This is a genomic window from Methanocaldococcus lauensis (genome assembly GCF_902827225.1).
Lineage (GTDB): Archaea > AGJL01 > Methanococci > Methanococcales > Methanocaldococcaceae > Methanocaldococcus > Methanocaldococcus lauensis.
Window position 1 is genome coordinate 1442537 of sequence record NZ_LR792632.1, and the last position, 16669, is coordinate 1459205.

Genomic DNA, 16669 nt, shown 5'->3' on the forward strand with positions numbered 1-16669 from the left:
TAATTTGCGAAAGTCCTAAGAAATCCCTCCGGAGTAAAAAAATGAGAAGGAGGGAAAGTATGGATGTGAATAAAGCAATTAGAACTGCAGTAGATACAGGTAAAGTAATTTTAGGTTCAAAAAGAACAATAAAATTCATTAAACACGGAGAAGGTAAGTTGGTAGTAATAGCAGGAAACATTCCAAAGGATTTAGAAGAAGATGTTAAGTACTACGCTAAATTATCAAACATCCCAGTTTACCAACACAAAATTACATCATTGGAACTGGGAGCAGTTTGTGGGAAACCTTTCCCAGTTGCTGCTCTTTTGGTTTTAGATGAAGGGCTCTCAAACATTATGGAGCTTGTAGAGAAGAAGGAAGGTGGTGAATAATGGCTAAGGTAAGATTAACAACAGAAGAAATTATGAAAATTGGATTTTTTGAAAAAATTGCTAATGTTCCCATAATCGACTGTGTATTAAATGATGAAAGAGTTGCTTTTATTGTAAAGGAGGGTGATATTGGAGCGGCAATTGGGAAAGGAGGAGAGAATGTTAAAACAGCAGAAGAGAAATTTGGAAAGAAAGTTGATATTATTGAATACTCAAACGATTGGAGAAAGTTTATAAGAAATATATTTGCACCAATACAGTTAGAGGATGTATGGGTTAAGAGAGTTGGAAAGGATGTTGTTGCTTTTATCAAAATAAATCCAAAAGTCAGAAGAGCGGTTTTTGGAGAAAAAGGTAAAAACTTAGAAAGAGCTTTAAAGATTTTAAAAAGACACACAAAAATTACAAAAATAAAAGTTATTGTAGAAAATCAAAAATTTAAAAGAAAAGGAGTAAGAAAACCAGTAACTAAAGAGCAGCAGCAAGAACAAGCTGAAAAAGAATCAAAGGTTGCTCAAGAAGCTGAAGCTCAACAGGATGTAAAAGAAACCACTAATGAGTAAAAATATTTATATGTATATGCTGTTTGAAATTATTATGGCAATTAATGCAATATAATCAATAATAATCAAGAATATAGAAGGTGAAGATTATGAGTGGAAGTAAATCACCAAGAGGAGAATTTGCTGGAAGAAAGTTGAGGTTAAAAAGAAAATGGTGTAGATGGCACGATTACAACTATGTTAGAAGAGTTTTAAGGTTAAAAGAAAAATATGACCCATTAGAAGGAGCACCAATGGCAAAAGGAATCGTTATTGAAAAAGTAGGTTTAGAAGCAAAACAGCCAAACTCTGGTATTAGAAAATGTGTTAGAGTTCAATTAATTAAAAATGGAAGAGTAGTTACTGCATTCTGTCCAGGAAATCATGCAATAAACTTCATTGATGAGCACGATGAGGTTATTATTGAAGGTATTGGTGGTCCTAAAGGACCAAGAGCTAAGGGGGACATTCCAGGAGTTAAGTATAAAGTTATAATGGTTGGTAGAAACTCATTGAGGGAATTAGTTAGAGGAAGACAGGAGAAAATTAAAAGATAAATTCCATAAAATCAAAAACTTTATTTTAAATGAGGTGATAACTTGGAACTCGATGAAATTAAGATATTTGGAAAGTGGAGCACTAAGGATGTAGTAGTTAGAGACCCTGGTTTAAGAAACTATATAAATTTAACACCAATCTATGTTCCACATACTGCTGGAAGATACACAAAAAGACAGTTTGAAAAAGCAAAAATGAACATTGTTGAAAGATTGGTAAATAAAGTTATGAGAAGAGAAGAAAACACTGGTAAAAAATTAAAAGCTTTAAAAATTGTTGAAGAAGCATTTGAAATTATTGAAAAAAGAACTAAGCAAAATCCAATTCAAGTTTTAGTAGATGCTATAGAAAACGCTGGTCCAAGAGAAGATACTACAAGAATTTCCTATGGAGGTATTGTATATTTACAGTCAGTTGATTGTTCCTCATTGAGAAGAATTGATGTTGCTTTAAGAAACATTGCATTAGGGGCTTATATGGCTGCTCATAAAAGTAAAAAACCTATTGAAGAAGCTTTAGCTGAAGAAATTATTGCAGCGGCAAGAGGAGATATTCAGAAAAGTTATGCAGTTAGAAAGAAAGAAGAAACAGAGAGAGTTGCTCAATCTGCAAGATAAATCCTTTAATAAATTTATTCACAACGTCTTTGTCACTAATAACCTTTTTATACTATTTTTAGATAATATTATTAAAAAAATATTTAAATCCGACAGATAATGCCAAAAATAATAAAACAACTAATAAGGTGAAGGATTATGGGAAAAAGAGCAAAAATGATTGCTAAAATTAAGGAATTGATGGAAAAGTATGATAGAATTAGAAACATTGGAATCTGTGCTCACATTGACCATGGTAAAACTACATTGTCAGATAACTTATTGGCTGGAGCAGGGATGATTTCAAAAGAATTGGCGGGGGAACAGTTGGCATTAGACTTTGATGAAGAAGAGGCTCAAAGAGGAATTACAATATTCGCGGCAAACGTTTCAATGGTCCATACTTACGAAGGAAAAGAGTATTTAATTAACTTAATTGATACTCCAGGACACGTTGATTTTGGTGGAGATGTTACAAGAGCTATGAGAGCTATTGACGGAGCTATTGTCGTAGTTTGTGCAGTTGAAGGAGTAATGCCTCAAACAGAGACAGTATTAAGACAGGCATTAAGAGAGAGAGTTAAGCCAGTCCTCTTTATCAACAAAGTAGATAGATTGATTAACGAATTAAAATTAACTCCTGAAGAATTACAAAATAGATTTATTAAGATTATCAATGACATTAACAACCTAATTAAGAAGATGGCTCCTGAGGAATTCAAGGATAAGTGGTTAGTAAGAGTTGAAGACGGTAGTGTTGCATTTGGTTCAGCTTACAATAACTGGGCAATTTCAGTACCATTTATGAAAAAGAGTGGAATAACCTTTAAAGACATAATTAAATATTGTGAAGAAGACAAACAAGAAGAATTGGCTGAAAAAGCTCCATTACACGAAGTTGTTTTAGATATGGTTATTAAACACTTACCAAGCCCACCAGAGGCTCAGAAGTATAGAATTCCACACCTATGGAAAGGAGACTTAAATTCAGATGTTGGTAAGGCAATGCTTAACTGTGATCCAAATGGTCCATTAGCAGGGGTAATTACCAAAATTATCGTAGATAAACACGCAGGGGCAGTTTCTGTTTGTAGATTATTCAGTGGTAGAGTCAGACAGGGAGACGAAGTATATATGGTAAATAGCCAGCAGAAGGCAAAGATTCAGCAAGTTTCTGTCTTTATGGGTCCAGAGAGAATTCCAGTTGAAAGTATATCAGCAGGAAACATCTGTGCATTAGTTGGTTTAAAGGAGGCATCAGCAGGAGAAACAATCTGTTCTCCAGATAAAATTATAGAGCCATTCGAAGCAATAACTCACATAAGTGAGCCAGTTATTACAGTAGCAATTGAAGCAAAGAACACAAAAGATTTGCCAAAATTAATTGAAGTTTTAAGACAGGTAGCAAGAGAAGACCCAACTGTCAGAGTAGAGATTAATGAAGAAACTGGAGAACACTTATTAAGTGGAATGGGAGAGTTACACATTGAAATTATAACAAAGCTTAAAATTGAAAGAGATGCAGGAATTCCAGTTGAAGTTGGACAACCAATAGTTGTTTATAGAGAAACAGTAACAGGAAAATCACCAATAGTTGAGAGTAAATCTCCAAACAAGCATAACAAACTATACTTCGTAGTTGAGCCATTAGAGGAGGGTGTATTACAAGCATATAAAGAAGGTAAAATACCAGATGTAGATACCAAGAGAAAGTTAGATGATAAAATTGTCCAAGAGTTAATCAAGGCTGGAATGGATCCAGAAGAGGCTAAGAGAGTAATGTGCATCTACGAAGGTAATGTCTTAGTAAATATGACAAGAGGTATTGTTCATTTAGATGAAGTTAAAGAATTAATTATTCAAGGATTCAAAGAGGCTATGAGAAATGGACCATTAGCTGCTGAGAAATGTCAAGGAGTCAAAGTTAAGTTAATAGATGCAGTATTACACGAGGATGCAATCCACAGAGGTCCAGCACAAATGATTCCAGCGGCAAGATTTGGTATTAGAGATGCAATGATGCAAGCAAATCCAGTATTGTTAGAGCCAATGCAATATGTATATATTAACACTCCACAGGACTATATGGGAGCTGCAATGAGAGAAATTAGCAATAGAAGAGGACAGATATTAGATATGGAGCAGGAAGGAGATATGACAATAATTAAAGCTAAGTGTCCAGTTGCAGAGATGTTTGGATTTGCAGGGGCTATTAGAGGAGCTACTCAAGGAAGATGTCTTTGGAGTATAGAGTTTGCTGGATATGAGAGAGTCCCAAGAGAAATGCAAGAACAATTAATTAGACAGATTAGAGAAAGAAAAGGGCTTAAAATGGAGTAATTCTTACGTGTTTTCTTAAATATTTCTCAATTTTAACATTCCCTATTATTTTTAAAATTTTATCATAGTAACCAAAAGATATATATACCCCTTAACTAATATTTATATCACCACAAACCACACAAATTGTGTATTCTTATTCCAACTTTGTTAAGTTAAACTTAACACCATTTTGGCAATATAATAAAAAATAAAAGTAAAAATTGGTGATGTAATATGGCAAAGCAAAAACCAGTACTAAACGTAGCATTTATTGGACACGTTGATGCAGGTAAGTCAACAACTGTTGGAAGATTATTATACGACAGTGGTGCAATTGACCCTCAGTTATTAGAAAAATTGAAAAGAGAAGCTCAGGAGAGAGGTAAGGCAGGATTCGAGTTTGCTTATGTTATGGACAACTTAAAAGAAGAAAGAGAAAGAGGAGTTACAATTGATGTAGCTCACAAAAAATTCGAAACTAAAAAATATGAAATTACAATCGTCGATTGTCCAGGTCACAGAGACTTCATTAAAAATATGATTACAGGAGCTTCACAAGCTGATGCAGCAGTTTTAGTCGTTGATGTTAACGATGCTAAGACTGGAATTCAACCACAAACAAGAGAACACATGTTCTTAGCAAGAACATTAGGTATAAAACAAATTGCAGTGGCAATTAACAAAATGGATACTGTTAATTACAGTCAAGAAGAATACGAAAAAATGAAAAAAATGTTATCAGAGCAATTATTAAAAGTCTTAGGTTACAACCCAGACCAAATTGACTTTATTCCAACAGCTTCATTGAAAGGAGACAACGTTGTTAAAAGATCAGAAAACATGCCATGGTATAAAGGTCCAACATTAGTTGAAGCATTAGACAAGTTCCAACCACCAGAAAAACCAGTCAACTTGCCATTAAGAATTCCAATTCAAGATGTCTATTCAATTACTGGAGTAGGAACTGTTCCAGTTGGAAGAGTAGAAACTGGTATCTTAAGACCAGGAGATAAAGTTGTATTCGAACCAGCTGGTGTTCAGGGAGAAGTTAAGTCAATTGAAATGCACCACGAGCAAATTCCACAAGCAGAACCTGGAGACAACATTGGATTTAACGTTAGAGGAGTTAGTAAGAAAGATATTAAGAGAGGAGACGTTTGTGGACACCCAGACAATCCACCAACAGTTGCTGAAGAATTCACAGCTCAAATCGTTGTCTTACAGCACCCAACTGCAATTACTGTTGGTTACACACCTGTCTTCCACGCACACACAGCACAAGTTGCATGTACATTCGTTGAGTTATTGAAGAAATTAGATCCAAGAACTGGACAAGTTATTGAAGAAAATCCACAGTTCTTAAAGACAGGTGATGCAGCAGTTGTTAGAATTAAACCAACAAAACCAATGGTTATTGAAAATGTCAGAGAAATTCCACAGTTAGGTAGATTCGCTATTAGAGATATGGGTATGACAATCGCTGCAGGTATGGCAATTGATGTCAAAGCTAAAAACAAATAAATCTTCTTTAATTTTTAATTAATTTTTTAAATCCATTTCTATATTTTTTTATATTTTTAAAAAGGTTGAGAGGGAGGAGTATGCAAAGAGCAAGAATTAAGTTATCAAGTACAGATCATGTAATTTTAGATGAAATTTGTAGACAAATAAAAGAAATTGCTGAAAAGACTGGAGTAGATATTTCAGGACCAATTCCATTACCTACAAAGGTATTAAAAGTTGTTACAAGAAAGAGTCCAGATGGAGAAGGTTCATCAACATTTGACAGATGGACAATGAAAATTCATAAGAGATTGATTGACATTGATGCAGATGAAAGAGCCTTAAGACATATTATGAAAATAAAAATTCCAGATAATGTTCAAATAGAGATACAATTTAGATAAATATTGAGATGCTGTTTTTTTAAATTGTAAAATCTTCATAAGTTATTTTGCGTTGCAATCTGAAAAGTGAGGATTGCAACGACTTTTCTATTTTTTTATTTTCCATGAAGTCTTTTATACAATCTTACTCTTTCATTAATTTTCTTTTTTATCTCCTCAATACCTATTCCTTTTTTTAATATTGCTGGGACTATAAATTTCCACTGATGCCATGGAGGCTGGCATTTTAAATACTCACAAATATTATCTAAAACTTCATCCCACTTATCTTTTTTTATTTTATCCATTTTATTAGCTACAAGAATAGGACTTATTTTTAAGTCGGTTATAAAATCAAACATCTCTAAATCAATTGGAATCTCCCCTTTTTTATTCCATCTTTCCACTATTTCAATGAATGGTTTTGTATCTATTATTTGAACTGCTGCAGCTATTTCATCAGCATGATTTTCTATGTAATGAACTATCTTATCTTTAATAGCTTCTTGAACTTTTTTTGGAACTCCTGCCATATACCCAAATCCAGGCATATCAACCAATATATAATCTCCCATATCATACTCATTAATTTTTAATGTTACTCCTGGCTTTTTTCCTACTTTAACATCTTTTCTACCAGTAATTAATCGAACAAAAGTCGATTTTCCTACATTACTTCTACCCACAACTATAACCTTTGGTTTTTTCTTTTTTTCATATTTTTCTTTTAAATTTTTGTATTTTTCAAAAAAGTCATTCATAGATATCCCTTTCATAAATTATAATATTTTTAAAATAAGTATATCAAACAAAAAGAGAGCAAAAATAAAAAATATTAATATCTATCTTGAGGAGTTTTAACTTCTTCAATAATTTTTTTACCAGCAACAACTTCATCTATACTATGTATTGTTCCTCCTAATCTTTCAATAATTTCCTGAATTTCATCAAAATCTAAATTATTTCCTTCAATTGTTACTTTAACATTTTCAGTTTCTTTGTCTATTTCATAAACTGTAATATTTACCCCATCTATATTAGGGAGAGATGTTAATTGTAAAGCCATCTCTGTTATTTTTGGTTCGTGTGGCTTTAGTATATCTAATACTATTCTCCTAATTCCGTTCAAATCTATCCCTCTAAAATATTATTTTTAATTTTTCTAAATTAACTATAGTTACAATTAGGTTATTTAAAATTATTGATAAATTGTCAATATGTTCATATTTTTTAATACATAAATTATTAAAAAATAAATGATAAGGTATTAATAATCCCTAAGTTAAATTACTTATTGTTATTAATAAAAAATAGATTAACATTTCACATATAACATATATATGTTGGAGGGATAGCATGGAAATAAATGGAGTATATATTGAAGATACATTTGCAGAAGCTTTTCCAATATGGGTATCAAGAGTTTTAATAACAGCATCTACTAAAAAGTGGGCAAAAATTGCCGCTACAGAGGCTACTGGTTTTGGTTGTTCAGTTATTATGTGTCCAGCAGAAGCTGGAATTGAAAAATATGTTCCTCCATCAAAAACTCCAGATGGAAGACCTGGATTTATAATACAAATCTGCCATCCTAAAAAATCAGAATTAGAACACCAAATGTTAGAAAGATTAGGACAGTGTGTTTTAACATGCCCAACAACAGCTATTTTTGACGCTATGGGTGACATGGCTGAAGAACAGTTAAAAGTAGGATTTAAGTTAAAGTTTTTCGGAGATGGTTATGAGAAGAAGGATGAGTTGTATGGTAGAAAAGTATATAGAATACCAATTATGGGAGGAGAATTTATAACAGAAGCTAAATTTGGTATTAAAAAAGGAGTGGCTGGAGGGAACTTCTTTATAATGGCTGACACTAACGCTACTGCATTAATAGCAGCTGAAGCCGCAGTAAATGCTATTTCATCAGTTGAGGGAGTTATAACTCCATTCCCTGGAGGAGTTGTAGCTTCAGGAAGTAAGGTGGGTGCAAGTAATCCAAAGTATAAATTTATGGTAGCTACAACAAACCACAAAATGTGTCCAACATTAAAAAATGTTGTAGAAGATTCAGAGATTCCTGAAGATGTAAATGGTGTTTATGAAATAGTTATTGATGGTATTGATGAAGAATCAGTAAAAGAGGCTATGAAACAAGGTATATTAGCAGCTACAAGAGTTCCAGGAGTTAAAAAAATTACTGCTGGGAATTATGGAGGTAAATTAGGAAAATACCAAATAAAATTACATGAATTATTTGAGTAATTATATTTTTCTTTTTTAATATCTTTTTTGACATAAATATTTTATAAATAACAAAAATTTAAAAATATTATATGAGATATTAATTTAAATGAAAAAATTAAATAATAATTAAATTTATAAAAAATAACCATAAAATATATAAAAATAAATAAAACCATAGGAGGTTTTTGGTTTGAGACCAAAATATACATTAAGAAAAGAAATGATTGGTGAATTTACATTAAATAAATCTTTTAATACATATAGAGGGAAGGTTTTAAAGGCTGATTTTAGTGGGCCATTAGAAGGAATTGTAATGAAAAATAAAAAAGATCATATCTATTTTTATCCTCTTTTAGCTTTGCATATGGTAAGGCCATTAAACTGTGTTCCAATAAATGTTATTCCTAAAACCTCCCTCCCTACAAATCCAAAAAATGTACATATTAAGGAAGCATTATCAAGAATTGTTGGTAGAACTGTAAAAGTTTATTATGAATCTCCAAAAACATCTTATTTAGGAAGATTATTAGGATTTACAAGAGGAGTTTTTTCATGGACTTTAGTTTTAGAGATACATGGAGATGTAGTTTTATTATTTAACCCAGATTACATTGTTTATTATGGAACTAAATGGACTTTTTTAAAAAATAATCCTCCATACAAACCTCCAAAGTTAATGAATCTTACAAAAACAGCAAACTATTTAAAAAGATGCCTATTAGAGGAAGTAACTATTGAGCCAGAGTATCCAAGAATAAACATTGAAGATAAAGTTTATGTTTATCCTTATGGAGTAGTTTCTAAGGACGATTATTTAGGAAAGACAGTAGAAAATATATTAAGGGAAAAAGAGTTTTTAGTTTAAATTTAAATATATTTTAGTAATTGAACATTGATATATATACACTTAATGTAACTTTAAAATATAACCTTAAAATTATTTTTTTTTACAAATTTTTTAAATTTAATTAAAAATAAGGCATAATTTACGATTTTTTTACACAAAATATTAAAAATTTTCAGTTTATTTTTACACCGAAGAGTTTATATATGAGTAATCCTTATTTACACTAAAAAATCTTATGTCAATTATATATAATCGTTTATAAATTGAGAAAAATTTTTATTCTTGGAGGTGCATCGAATGGTTGGCGAGATAAATCCTTTAAATGCATATTTTAAACTTCCAAATACAGTTTCTTTGGTTGCAGGTAGTAGCGAGGGTGAAACACCATTAAATGCTTTTGACGGAGCTTTATTAAATGCTGGAATTGGGAATGTGAATTTAATTAGAATAAGCAGTATAATGCCTCCAAATGCTGAAATAGTTCCTTTACCTAAACTACCAATGGGAGCCTTAGTTCCTACAGCCTATGGTTATATTATTAGTGACGTCCCAGGAGAGACTATTTCAGCGGCTGTTAGTGTTGCTATTCCAAAAGATAAAAACCTATGTGGCCTAATAATGGAATTCGAAGGGAAATGTTCAAAAAAAGAGGCAGAAAAAACTGTTAAAGAAATGGCAAAAATAGGTTTCGAAATGAGAAACTGGGAATTAGAGAGAATTGAATCTATTGCAGTTGAACACACAGTTGAAAAATTAGGATGTGCTTTTGCAGCAGCAGCATTATGGTATAAATAATTAAAATTTAAAATTGTCCTTTAAATTTAAAGAAATTTACTAAAATTAATAATTAATTATTAAATTTATTAAAAAAGATAATTTAAAGAATCATTATGATCCAAGTATTATAGGAGGTGAAAACAATGTTAAAGTTCTTAGGAAAGCATTTAATATTAGAATTGTGGGGTTGCAATCCAGAGGCTTTAGATGACATTGAAGGAATAGAAAAGATGTTAGTTGATAGCGTAGAGGCTTGTGGAGCTACATTAATATGCGTAAAAACACACAAATTTTCCCCTCAAGGAGCTACTGGTGTAGCAGTTTTAGCTGAAAGTCACATATCAATACACACATGGCCAGAATTAGGATATGCAGCTATGGATATTTTTACATGTGGAGAGCACGTAGAGCCAGCAAAGGCTATACCAATAATTAAAGAATTCTTAAAACCAAAGCATATTGAAATCTTAGACTTAAAGAGAGGCATAAGACTAAATGAAGGTGATTTAAAGTGAATAACCATAACAACAATTTTAAATGTCATATATGGTTTACGGAGTATCACAACAACAATGTAGCCCTCTCTGTTAGAGTAAAAGACATTTTATATATGGATAAATCCGAGTTTCAAGAAATCGAAATAATTGATACCTATGATTTTGGAAAAGTATTAATCTTGGATAACACATTCCAAACAACTGAGAGAGATGAATTTATATATCACGAATTAATTTCCCATATCCCTCTTTTTACTCATCCTAATCCTAAAAATGTCTTAGTTATTGGAGGAGGAGATGGTGGAACAGTTAGGGAAGTTGTTAAGCATAAATCAGTGAAATCAGTTGATTTTGTAGAGTTGGATAGAAAGGTTATTGAAGCTTGTAAGAAATATATGCCTAAACTAAGTTGTGAAATGGACAACGAAAAGGTTAATGTTATTATAACTGACGGAATTAAATATGTTGCTGAAACAGACAAAAAATATGATGTTATTATTGTAGATTGTCCAGATCCTGTAGGTCCTGCCAAGGGTTTATTTGAAAAAGAGTTTTATAAAAATGTATTTAAATGTTTAAATGATGAAGGAATTATGGTTCAACAATCTGAAAGCCCATTGTATAACTTAGATTTAATACAAAACATATGTAGATATTTAAAGGATGCTGGATTCAAGATAATTATGCCCTACACATATCCAATGCCTACATATCCAAGTGGATTTTGGAGCTTTACATTGGCATCTAAAAAATACAATCCATTAGATGTAGATGAGAAAAAAATAAAAGAAGCTTTAAAAGATATGGAGACAAAATATTATGATGAAGAAGTTCATAAAGGTATTTTTTTAGCCACACCTAAGTTTTTAAAAGATGCAATTAAAAAAGTTCTTGAATAATTTTTATTTTTATATTTTAAAATCTTTAGGGGTGGTTTAATGAAAGAGTATTTTATTGATTTATCTAAATTTATGATGGCAAATAGTTCATTTGAAGAATCTGATGGAGTTATATTTTCAGTTCCATATGATGGGACAACATCATTTAAGCCGGGAACAAGAGAAGGAGGAAATGCTATAAGAATATCTTCATGGGGATTAGAAACTTACAGCCCTATTTTAGACAGAGATTTATCTGAATTAAAATACTGCGATTTAAAAGATTTGGATTTGTATGGAAATCAGGAAGAGATATTTAATACAGTTTATTCTGTATCAAAAGAAATATTAAAGGAAGGTAAAAAAATAATTGTCTTTGGTGGAGAGCATTCTATAACCTATCCAATAGTTAAGGCAGTTAAAGATGTTTATAAAGATATTATTGTTATTCAATTCGATGCCCATTGTGATTTAAGAGATGAGTATTTAGGAAATAAACTATCTCACGCGTGTGTTATGAGAAGAATTTATGAATTAACTAAACATATCTTCCAATTTGGAATTAGAAGTGGAGATAGAGAAGAATGGAAATTTGCTAAGAAAAATAACATTTACTTAAAAATGGATTTAATGAATAAAGATGACTTAAAATATATAATTGAATTGGATAAACCAATATATTTAACCATTGACATTGATGTTTTAGACCCTGCCTATGCTCCGGGAACGGGAACTCCTGAGCCATGTGGATTTTCAACTAAAGAACTTTTAAACTCTTTATATCTATTAAAAAAGGTTAAAGATAAAATTGTTGGATTTGATATAGTTGAAGTTTCTCCTATCTACGATCCAGCAAACATTACAGCAATAACTGCCGCAAAAATAGTTAGGGAATTGATGTTGATGATTTTATGACACTTTTCCTTTAAGCATGGCAATTATAAATCTTGTCTCTGCCTTATCCAATTCTTTTAAACTGTTGCCTTCAATTATAAAAGTATTATTTACTTTCATTATAGTCGCTTTATTTTGTGTCTTTAAGAGTTTTATAACCATTGTCTTATTGTTTTTCATTAAATATTCACTTTCATTTATTTTTAATTTATCAATTGATTCCTTACCATTGACAAATATTGCCTTTACAGTTACTGTAGAGTTAGTTCTATTTAACTCAATTGCAATGTTGTGGGGATAGAATTGATTAAACCACTCTAATTTTGTTATTAAATCTACTATTGTTACTCCACCCTCGTCCATCTTTAAACTCATGTTTCCGCAGATATATATTAGTTTTCTAGTATGGTAGTAGTTATAAATTTCTTTATCTGTAGTATTTATTAATTTTACATCCTTTGCTTCTCCAATTGTAGCTCTTAAAGGAACTTTTATGATTGTTGACGTATTTCCATTAACAGAGGCGTTAATGTAGATATAGTTTTTATAATCATTCATATTAATACACATGGACATTGAAGTTATTAATATAATTGAACTAAGTATTAACAGGAATTTTTTCATTATCTCCCTCCTCTAAGATATGAATACAAATAATATAGAACTATAAATAAAACTACTATATACCAATATTCTTTAAGCCATATTGATAGATAGCCAATATAAGGAATTACTAATGGATGGCCATCTATAACAACAACTCTCTGCCTTATTTGATTAACATTAACAAGTTCAGGGTCATTTATTGGATTATTATCCCCCTTTATTATAAAGTAAGTTTTATTATCAAAATTTACTTTCTCAATTACTCTATGAATAACTGGCTTGGTTGGGCTTTTTGGAATGTCTAACTCAACTATATCATAATAGCCATTATTAGTTTTTAATTTACCTAAGTATTTTACTGTTATTTTATTATTCGTTGTCTCATTGAATATTTGTAAGGTTTTTATAGGATTTAATCCTAATTTATAATCTAAGCTATACAATAAAGATTGATAGTAGGGCCAATGAGCTTTATATACTACAATATCCCCAACCTTAACATCTTTTGGATTAAATTCAAAACCTGCATTTTCTACAACTACCAAGTCACCTCTTTTCATAATAGGATACATACTGTTAGAAACTACAACATTTACGTGGCTCCATATTAAGAACAATACAATTAAAAATATTATCCACTCAACAGCATCCTTCTTATTAAATTTTAAGTTAATAATTCCACCCCTCTTTATTCAAAAATTTTTGGATTAATCTTTCTATTTTCATTTTGTAAAAGGGCAACTCTACTATCTTCATTGTCATCAATTAATTTATATGAACTATTCTCCTCTAAAATCTTTGCTAATTTCAAAATTTCATCGTGTTGGAGCATATTCTCCTTACTTAATCTCTTTTGAGAATAACCAACGTGCATATATGACTTTAATTCAATAAAATGGACATTTGCCCTCTCATAGAGATCAACAAATTTTAAAATGTCATCGTTATAACCTCTAACCAATGTAGTTCTAATACATGTTCTTTTTTTCTCTTTTAAAATGTCTAAGGTATTTAAAATACTCTCCCAATACTCTTCTTTTCCTCTACATATTCTTTTATAACTCTCCAAATCATAGGCATCTAATGAAATGTATAATTGAGTAGGTTCTATTTTTTCAATAACTTCAGTTAATATTCCATTTGAAACTACAAATGTTGTAAATCCTTTTTTGTGGAATATTTTTATTAACTCGTCTAAGTATGGGTAGAGAGTTGGCTCCCCAGATAAAGATATTGCCACATGCTTTGGCTCTAATGCCTCTTTAAATTTCTTTTCTCCAACTCTATCAATAACTCCTCCATAACCCATAATTATTCTTCTATGCAACTCTAAGATTTTCTCATAAACTACCTCTGGCTCTTCCCATTTTGGCTCTTTAATTTTGTTTATGTCAATATTTATATCTGTTGGTAAAACTCTCCAGCAGAATATACAATTTTGCTGACACCAAATAACAGAGGGAGTGCATTGGATACATCTATGCGTCTCTATCCCATAAAATTGTGATTTATAACAGTTTTTATCTTCTAACATTTTTTTTCTAACCCAGCCACATAGTTTAACTCCAATATGGTTGTATATCTGATATCTCTGTTTTCTTAAAATTTTGTAGATTTCTTCAGGAATCATGTTCTCACTTTTTTAATGCCTCCATAAATCTATATTTTAAAACTACTGGTGGAATCTCTATGTTAGGACATTTTTCATTGTATGGAATTGCCTTAGCAATAATCACTCTACATTTATTTTCTTTTAAAGATTTTTTAAATTCTTTTTCAAACTCTTCTAAGGTGTATGTTGTTACTGCTTCTAAACCACAACCTTTTGCTACAATCTCTAAGTTAGTATTTTTACTTGTTTGAGTTTTTTGATTACCAGTAGAGCCATAAGATGAATTATCAACTATAACCAATATATAATTTTTTGGATTAGTATATCCTATTGTAGATAGAGAGCCAAGATTCATCAATATTGAGCCATCACCATCTATAACTATAACCTTATCTTTGCAATTTAAAGCCAACCCTAAACCAATAGATGAGGCTAATCCCATTGAACCAAGCATATAAAAGTTTCTTTCTCTATCTTTCACATAATACAACTCCTTAGAAGGAATTCCTATATTGCTAACTATTATTTCTTTATCTCCAACATTTTCAACAATTTTTTTAATTATGTCTATCCTTCTTGGAAGCATATTTATCACATTTAAATTATTCTAAGTCATACTCCCAATATAGAGCGTCAAATAGTAAAGCCACAGGATAAGAGATTTTAAACATATATGATGAGGCATATTTTATTAGTTTATATGCTTCTTCTGGAGTCTTTGGTTTATATGTAGGAATTTCACAAACATCCAATAATTTTGTGATCCATCTCCCCATAGGTATTTGAGCGGGGATTTGTTCTTTTAAATCTCCTCTATGGCTTATTATCAATAAAGTAGGTATTTGAAAAGTTTTATATAATGAAGCAATTGCATTTATTGAATTTCCAATTCCAGAATTTTGCATTAATATTGCTGTTTTCTTTCCTGCTAAGTATGCCCCAGCACATATTCCAAAAGCCTCTTCCTCTCTCGTAGTTGGGATATATCTTATATTTTCATCTTCCTCAACTAATTTTATTAGATTTTTTAAGTTAGCACATGGAACAGAGCAAATAAAGTCAATATTTGACTCTTTTAATGCTTTGTATATTGCTAAACTACTTCTCATAATAATCTCCTCTCTACTATAGAGGTTTGTTCTATCTATTCAATCACAAAAGATATATAGTTAATCATCAGTAAAACTTTTTATGATTTTACAATAAATTTGTATTATAAGAAAAATTATTTATAAAAATTTTCTTAAAAGATAAGATTAAACATTATGAGGTGAAAAATTTGAAAGCATTTGAATTTTTAAATAATGAATATGATGGAGGTTTAACTGTAGTTTTAGATAAAGGATTACCCCCAAAATATGTTGAAGATTACTTAAAAGTTTGTGGTGATTATATAGACTTTGTAAAGTTTGGATGGGGAACCTCTGCAGTTATTGATAGAGATGTAATTATTGAAAAAATTAAATATTACAATGATTGGGACATTAAAGTTTATCCGGGAGGCACATTATTTGAGTATGCATATTTTAAAAATAAATTTGATGAATTTTTGAATGAATGTAACAATTTGGGCTTTAACGCTGTGGAAATATCTGACGGTTCCTTAGACATTAGTTTAGAAGAAAGAAAATTTGCTATAGAAAAAGCTAAAGACTATGGATTTATAGTATTAACTGAAGTAGGAAAAAAATTACCTGAAAAAGATAAAAAATTAACAATAGAGGATAGAATTAAATTAATAAATTATGATTTAGATAGTGGAGCAGATTATGTTATTATTGAAGGTAGAGAAAGCGGTAAGGGCATAGGATTATTTGATAGAGAGGGAAAAATAAAGGAAGAGGAATTAAATAAATTAATAAAAAATGTGGATGTAAATAAAGTTATATTTGAGGCTCCAAATAAAAATCAACAGGTAGGCTTTATATTAAAATTAGGTAGTTCTGTAAATTTGGCAAATATTCCATTTGATGAGGTAATAAGTTTAGAAACATTAAGAAGAGGACTTAGAGGAGATACTTTTGGAATAATGTAAT

The 16669-nt window shown here is 30.6% G+C and carries 21 protein-coding genes; 14 read left to right on the forward strand and 7 right to left on the reverse strand.

The window, feature by feature from the left end; all coding sequences use genetic code 11:
• Nucleotides 1-41: 41 nt before the first annotated feature.
• From KMP69_RS07510 to rpsJ, 7 genes are all read left to right on the forward strand, one after another.
• Complete coding sequence (locus KMP69_RS07510; RefSeq protein ID WP_214399842.1) at nt 42-374, forward strand: 50S ribosomal protein L30e; 333 nt, start codon at nt 42-44, stop codon at nt 372-374.
• Nucleotides 374-937: a NusA-like transcription termination signal-binding factor gene (locus KMP69_RS07515; protein WP_214399843.1), complete on the forward strand. Its 564-nt coding sequence runs from the start codon at nt 374-376 to the stop codon at nt 935-937. The genes KMP69_RS07510 and KMP69_RS07515 overlap by 1 nt, the downstream gene beginning before the upstream one ends.
• A gap of 89 nt (nt 938-1026) precedes the next feature.
• Nucleotides 1027-1473, forward strand: coding sequence for a 30S ribosomal protein S12 (locus KMP69_RS07520; protein WP_214399844.1), 447 nt, complete (start codon nt 1027-1029; stop codon nt 1471-1473).
• A 42-nt stretch (nt 1474-1515) separates the two neighbouring features.
• Nucleotides 1516-2091: a 30S ribosomal protein S7 gene (gene rpsG, locus KMP69_RS07525; RefSeq protein ID WP_214399845.1), complete on the forward strand. Its 576-nt coding sequence runs from the start codon at nt 1516-1518 to the stop codon at nt 2089-2091.
• Between the two features lie 138 nt (nt 2092-2229).
• Nucleotides 2230-4410, forward strand: coding sequence for an elongation factor EF-2 (locus tag KMP69_RS07530; RefSeq protein WP_214399846.1), 2181 nt, complete (start codon nt 2230-2232; stop codon nt 4408-4410).
• Nucleotides 4411-4626: 216 nt separating this feature from the next.
• Nucleotides 4627-5913 (forward strand): translation elongation factor EF-1 subunit alpha, encoded by a 1287-nt coding sequence (gene tuf, locus KMP69_RS07535; RefSeq protein ID WP_214399847.1) that lies wholly within the window; start codon nt 4627-4629, stop codon nt 5911-5913.
• Between the two features lie 80 nt (nt 5914-5993).
• Nucleotides 5994-6299 (forward strand): 30S ribosomal protein S10, encoded by a 306-nt coding sequence (gene rpsJ / locus KMP69_RS07540; RefSeq protein WP_214399848.1) that lies wholly within the window; start codon nt 5994-5996, stop codon nt 6297-6299.
• 95 nt (nt 6300-6394) lie between these two features.
• Here the strand turns inward: rpsJ and engB are convergent, their stop codons facing one another.
• Both engB and KMP69_RS07550 read right to left on the reverse strand, forming a co-directional pair.
• Nucleotides 6395-7039: a GTP-binding protein EngB gene (engB, locus tag KMP69_RS07545; RefSeq protein WP_214399849.1), complete on the reverse strand. Its 645-nt coding sequence runs from the start codon at nt 7037-7039 to the stop codon at nt 6395-6397.
• A 74-nt stretch (nt 7040-7113) separates the two neighbouring features.
• On the reverse strand, nt 7114-7407 hold the full coding sequence (locus KMP69_RS07550) for a DUF211 domain-containing protein (RefSeq protein WP_214399850.1): 294 nt from the start codon (nt 7405-7407) through the stop codon (nt 7114-7116).
• A 227-nt stretch (nt 7408-7634) separates the two neighbouring features.
• Here KMP69_RS07550 and fhcD point away from each other — a divergent pair, with 227 nt between their 5' ends.
• The 6 genes from fhcD (at nt 7635) to speB (ending at nt 12436) form a co-directional block, all read left to right on the forward strand.
• Complete coding sequence (gene fhcD / locus KMP69_RS07555; RefSeq protein ID WP_214399851.1) at nt 7635-8540, forward strand: formylmethanofuran--tetrahydromethanopterin N-formyltransferase; 906 nt, start codon at nt 7635-7637, stop codon at nt 8538-8540.
• A gap of 172 nt (nt 8541-8712) precedes the next feature.
• On the forward strand, nt 8713-9387 hold the full coding sequence (locus KMP69_RS07560) for a hypothetical protein (RefSeq protein WP_214399852.1): 675 nt from the start codon (nt 8713-8715) through the stop codon (nt 9385-9387).
• Nucleotides 9388-9666: 279 nt separating this feature from the next.
• Nucleotides 9667-10164 carry a pyruvoyl-dependent arginine decarboxylase gene (locus KMP69_RS07565; RefSeq protein WP_214399853.1) on the forward strand — a complete coding sequence of 166 codons (498 nt, stop codon included), beginning with the start codon at nt 9667-9669 and terminating at the stop codon, nt 10162-10164.
• Nucleotides 10165-10289: 125 nt separating this feature from the next.
• A complete protein-coding gene (gene speD / locus KMP69_RS07570; RefSeq protein WP_214399854.1) occupies nt 10290-10661 on the forward strand; it encodes an adenosylmethionine decarboxylase in 372 nt (123 codons plus the stop codon).
• On the forward strand, nt 10658-11542 hold the full coding sequence (gene speE / locus KMP69_RS07575) for a spermidine synthase (protein ID WP_214399855.1): 885 nt from the start codon (nt 10658-10660) through the stop codon (nt 11540-11542). The genes speD and speE overlap by 4 nt, the downstream gene beginning before the upstream one ends.
• A gap of 39 nt (nt 11543-11581) precedes the next feature.
• Nucleotides 11582-12436 (forward strand): agmatinase, encoded by an 855-nt coding sequence (gene speB, locus KMP69_RS07580; RefSeq protein WP_214399856.1) that lies wholly within the window; start codon nt 11582-11584, stop codon nt 12434-12436.
• On the opposite strand, the gene KMP69_RS07585 is transcribed toward speB, so the two are convergent.
• The 5 genes from KMP69_RS07585 to comD form a co-directional block, all read right to left on the reverse strand.
• On the reverse strand, nt 12431-13039 hold the full coding sequence (locus tag KMP69_RS07585; protein WP_214399857.1) for a hypothetical protein: 609 nt from the start codon (nt 13037-13039) through the stop codon (nt 12431-12433). The genes speB and KMP69_RS07585 overlap by 6 nt on opposite strands.
• On the reverse strand, nt 13039-13593 hold the full coding sequence (locus KMP69_RS07590) for a S24/S26 family peptidase (RefSeq protein WP_214400803.1): 555 nt from the start codon (nt 13591-13593) through the stop codon (nt 13039-13041). Before KMP69_RS07590 ends, KMP69_RS07585 begins: the two co-directional genes overlap by 1 nt.
• A gap of 116 nt (nt 13594-13709) precedes the next feature.
• Nucleotides 13710-14651, reverse strand: a complete 942-nt coding sequence (twy1, locus tag KMP69_RS07595; RefSeq protein ID WP_214399858.1) for a 4-demethylwyosine synthase TYW1 — start codon at nt 14649-14651, stop codon at nt 13710-13712.
• A gap of 4 nt (nt 14652-14655) precedes the next feature.
• Nucleotides 14656-15219, reverse strand: coding sequence for a sulfopyruvate decarboxylase subunit beta (gene comE, locus KMP69_RS07600; protein WP_214399859.1), 564 nt, complete (start codon nt 15217-15219; stop codon nt 14656-14658).
• Between the two features lie 16 nt (nt 15220-15235).
• Nucleotides 15236-15742, reverse strand: a complete 507-nt coding sequence (gene comD, locus KMP69_RS07605) for a sulfopyruvate decarboxylase subunit alpha (RefSeq protein WP_214399860.1) — start codon at nt 15740-15742, stop codon at nt 15236-15238.
• A gap of 170 nt (nt 15743-15912) precedes the next feature.
• Here comD and comA point away from each other — a divergent pair, with 170 nt between their 5' ends.
• A complete protein-coding gene (gene comA / locus KMP69_RS07610) occupies nt 15913-16668 on the forward strand; it encodes a phosphosulfolactate synthase (RefSeq protein ID WP_214399861.1) in 756 nt (251 codons plus the stop codon).
• Nucleotide 16669 lies beyond the last annotated feature (1 nt).